The 4178-nt window shown below is 33.1% G+C and carries 6 protein-coding genes; 2 read left to right on the forward strand and 4 right to left on the reverse strand.

The window, feature by feature from the left end; all coding sequences use genetic code 11:
- Nucleotides 1–73 precede the first annotated feature (73 nt).
- From ACIQZC_RS09495 to ACIQZC_RS09510, 4 genes are read right to left on the reverse strand one after another with little or no spacing between them, the layout of a single operon-like run.
- Nucleotides 74–886 carry a purine-nucleoside phosphorylase gene (locus tag ACIQZC_RS09495; RefSeq protein ID WP_396138988.1) on the reverse strand — a complete coding sequence of 271 codons (813 nt, stop codon included), beginning with the start codon at nucleotides 884–886 and terminating at the stop codon, nucleotides 74–76.
- Nucleotides 858–1871, reverse strand: coding sequence for a tetraacyldisaccharide 4'-kinase (gene lpxK, locus ACIQZC_RS09500; protein WP_396138989.1), 1014 nt, complete (start codon nucleotides 1869–1871; stop codon nucleotides 858–860). The genes ACIQZC_RS09495 and lpxK overlap by 29 nt, the downstream gene beginning before the upstream one ends.
- A gap of 3 nt (nucleotides 1872–1874) precedes the next feature.
- Complete coding sequence (locus tag ACIQZC_RS09505; protein ID WP_396138990.1) at nucleotides 1875–2156, reverse strand: Txe/YoeB family addiction module toxin; 282 nt, start codon at nucleotides 2154–2156, stop codon at nucleotides 1875–1877.
- Entirely contained in the window at nucleotides 2138–2371 is a 234-nt protein-coding gene (locus ACIQZC_RS09510) for a DUF2683 family protein (protein WP_396138991.1), read from the reverse strand. Before ACIQZC_RS09510 ends, ACIQZC_RS09505 begins: the two co-directional genes overlap by 19 nt.
- A 111-nt stretch (nucleotides 2372–2482) precedes the next feature.
- Here ACIQZC_RS09510 and ACIQZC_RS09515 point away from each other — a divergent pair, with 111 nt between their 5' ends.
- Entirely contained in the window at nucleotides 2483–3577 is a 1095-nt protein-coding gene (locus ACIQZC_RS09515; RefSeq protein ID WP_396138992.1) for a Nif3-like dinuclear metal center hexameric protein, read from the forward strand.
- A 2-nt stretch (nucleotides 3578–3579) separates the two neighbouring features.
- Nucleotides 3580–4178, forward strand: a 599-nt coding sequence (locus ACIQZC_RS09520) for a zinc ribbon domain-containing protein (protein ID WP_396138993.1), incomplete at its 3' end; no start/stop codon positions are given.

Below are 4178 nucleotides of genomic sequence, written 5' to 3' on the forward strand. Positions count from 1 at the left end.
TTTGGCATGAATGAAGTGATTACAAAACCGTTTGAACCTGAACATTTTTATTCGGTTGTCCATTCGTATTTAACTAAGAATAAATAATCAAATTTTTTATTAATTCACGCACTTTGGGTTCTGCTTTTTTGGCAGCTTCCAGAACTTCTTGATGATTTACATTTTCAATATTTTCTTTGTCTCCCATATCGGTAATTACAGAAATTCCAAAACATTCTAAATCCATATGACGGGCAATAATAACTTCAGGAACTGTTGACATTCCCACGCAATCAGCACCAATAGCTTTGACCATTTTGTATTCAGCTAGCGTTTCAAACGTTGGCCCTTGTAGCGCTAAATAAACACCTGATTTCAATTCAATTTTCAATTGAGTTGCCAGTTCCAATGCTTTATTAATCAATGCCGTAGAATATGGTTCACTCATATTTACAAATCTAGGCCCAAAACGTTCATCGTTCTGACCTCGAAGCGGATGCTCAGGCAACATATTAATGTGATCTGTAATCACCACAATGTCACCCACTTTATATGCAGGATTAACTCCACCAGAAGCGTTAGATACAATAAGTTTTTGTATTCCCAAAAATTTCATTACACGAACCGGAAAGGTAACTTGTTTCATGTCATACCCTTCATAAAAATGGAAACGACCTTGCATAGCAACCACTTTTTTTCCTTGAATTGTACCAAACACTAATGCGCCTTTATGACCTTGAACTGTTGAAATTGGAAAATGAGGAATTTCAGTATAAGGCAATACGTGTTCTATAGTAATATCGTTAGTAAAATCGCCCAAACCCGAACCTAATATCACCCCAAATTCGGGAGTAAAATTTGTTTTTTCTTTAATAAAACTAACCGTTTCTTGAACTTTTTCCCACATAATCCTCTATCGCTTTATCGAAATTTGTATTTGAAAAGACAACTTTTATTGGTAAATAATACAGTTGTTCATTGGGCAACAACCCATTTAATCGAACAAAATCTTTTTCCGTTGTAATAATTTTTCTTCCCTTAGCTTTTGCTGAAATTTGTTCACAATCTTGCTTTGAAAATTGATGATGATCAGGAAAAGTCATCGTTTCATTGCTCTCCTTCTTTAGAAAATCGAAAAATAATTTAGGATTTGCAATCCCAGCAATTAACAACTTACTTTCTGATTTTAAAGCTTCAACATGAATCCTATTTTCATTACCATAAACACAATCATCATATTGAATCGTGGTAAAATAAACCGACTGTTTAACCTGTAACTTTTCTTTTATATTCTGTTGTGCAAGTTCCGATAAATCGTTCGGACATTTAGTGATAATTATCATGTCTGCTCTTTTTTTTCCAAGAGCTGATTCTCTTAAATTTCCATACGGCAAGATAAAATCATCACAAAACAAATCATCATAAGCCGTGAGTAAAACATATAAACCCGCTCTAACTTTTCTATGCTGAAAAGCATCGTCCAATAAAATAACTTCGGGTTTATTTGAAAATTGTAAAAGTTGTTCAATTCCGTTTTTGCGATTTGTATCAACCGCTACCTGAATCTTAGGAAATTTTGAATGAAACTGAAAAGGCTCGTCACCAATTGAACTAGCAGTAGCACTCTCATCAGCCAAAATAAAATCTGTTGTAGAACGCTTGTAGCCCCGACTTAAAACGGCCACGCAATACTTTTCAGAAAGCAACCGAATTAAATACTCAATTTGCGGGGTTTTTCCGGTACCGCCCACACTTAAATTCCCCACGGCAATTATTGGCACATCAAAAGAATAACTTTTGGATACACCTATATCATAGAGCCAATTTCGGATAAATGTAATGAGCCAATACAGAAAGGCAAATGGAAAAAGTATTTTTCGTAGGAAATTCATACGTTATTTATCAGAATAATGTCCCATTGCAGAAATCACAAAAACCGTTACAATAGCTTCCTCAACTTTATAGATCATTCTGTCTTTTTGATTTATTTTACGAGACCAAAAACCAGAAAGTTCATATTTTAAAGGTTCCGGGTTTCCAATTCCTTCAAATGGTGTTTGCTCTAATTCTACTAGAATTTTTTCAAGTTTCTTTATATTGTCTTTATTACCTGATTTAAGGTGTGCTTTGATTTCTTCTTTTGCCTTTGGTTCAAAATCTACAAAATACTTCCCCATATATCATCAGTATTTAAACGGGTAAGATTTTTTTTGTCCAAATTTTTTGAACGCTCCAATATTTCAGCAACAAACTCAGGATTGTAAGGGCTTTTTTCGTCTTCAGTTTCAACAAAACTAATGTCTTTATCATTACCAATAAAAGTTTTAGCAAATTCTAAGAACGCTTTGCCTTTTTTTGATCGCTCGTTTATTTTTATGGTTATTGTTGTCATGATAAAATATTTTGTTTTACAAATATACAAAAATCATGCAAATATAATTTCTTAGTAAATCATGCTATATCCGAATTGCTTTTTTTATCTTTGGATAGTTAAAGTAGAAAAATGAAACTCACCCATATACTTACCATTCTTGAAGAAATGGCACCTTTGAGCTATGCCGAAGATTTTGACAATGTAGGCCTTTTAGTTGGAAATAATAATCAAGAAATATCAGGAATATTGGTTTGTCATGATGCTTTAGAAGCCGTTATTGATGAAGCCGTTGCTAAAAAATGTAATTTGGTCGTTTGCTTCCATCCTATTTTGTTTTCGGGAATTAAAAAAATCACTGGAAAGAATTATGTAGAACGTGCACTAATAAAAGCGATTAAAAATGATATCGCTATTTATGCTGTTCATACGGCTTTGGATAATCATCCAAATGGTGTAAATAAAATTTTCTGTGATGCTTTAGGTATATTGGATTCTAAAATTTTAATTCCGAAAGAAAACTTCATTCAAAAATTAGTTACCTACACCATTCCAGAAAATGCAGAAAAATTACGAAATGCCTTATTTGAAGCTGGTGCAGGTAAAATAGGAAATTATGAAGATTGTAGTTTTTCGTCCAAAGGCATAGGAACTTATACTGGAAATGAAGATTCAAATCCTGAAATAGGCGAACGCTTTGAATTTGTAGAAACACAAGAAATTAAGATTGAAGTGACTTTTGAAAAGCATTTGCAATCCAAAATACTGGAAGCGCTTTTTACGAATCATGTTTATGAAGAAGTGGCTCATGAAATTTACCCATTAGAAAATGCACATCAAAATATTGGGTTAGGCCGCGTGGGCGAACTCAAAAATGCGCTTTCGGAAACTGATTTTTTACAATTTGTCAAAGACAAGTTGGTATGTGGAGGCATTAGACATAGCACTTTTACCGGAAAAACCATAAAAAAAGTAGCTGTTTTAGGCGGAAGTGGAAGTTTTGCTATTAAAAACGCAATCAACTCAGGAGCAGACGCTTACCTTACTGCCGATCTAAAATATCATCAGTTTTACGAAGCTGAAAATCAATTACTTTTAGCCGATATTGGCCATTTTGAAAGCGAAAGATATACAAAAAATTATATAGTTGATTTTCTTAAAGAAAAAATCACTAATTTTGCAATCATTTTATCAGAAGAAAATACAAATCCAGTTAAGTACTTTTAAATATGGCAACAATCAAAGAGATAAGCGTAGAAGATAAGTTAAGAGCCCTTTATGCTTTACAACTAGTTGATTCTAAAATTGACGAAATAAGAAATGTTAGAGGAGAATTACCTCTTGAAGTAGATGATTTAGAAGATGAGGTAGCAGGACTTTCAACACGTTTAGAAAAGTTAAAAAGCGATTTAGAAACTATTGATGAGCAAATCAAAGAAAAGAAAAATGCCATTGAAGCTCACAATGCAGCTATCAAAAAATATCTAGAACAACAAAAAAATGTGCGCAACAATAGAGAATTCAATTCTTTAACTAAAGAAGTAGAATTTCAAGAATTAGAAATTCAATTAGCTGAAAAGCATATTAAAGAAATGAAAGCTTCTATTGAGCACAGAAAAGAAGTTGTTGCTCAAACTCAAGAAAAATTAGACGGTAAAACAACGCATCTTACTCACAAAAAAGCGGAATTAAGCGACATTATGGCTGAAACCGAAAAAGAGGAAAGTTTCTTACTTAATAAATCAGCTGAGTTGAGAGGAAAAAGCGAAGAGCGTTTATTAGCCGCATACGACAGAATAAGAACCAGCGTAAGAAATGGTTTAGCTGT

Source organism: Flavobacterium sp., assembly GCF_044338735.1.
GTDB lineage: Bacteria > Bacteroidota > Bacteroidia > Flavobacteriales > Flavobacteriaceae > Flavobacterium.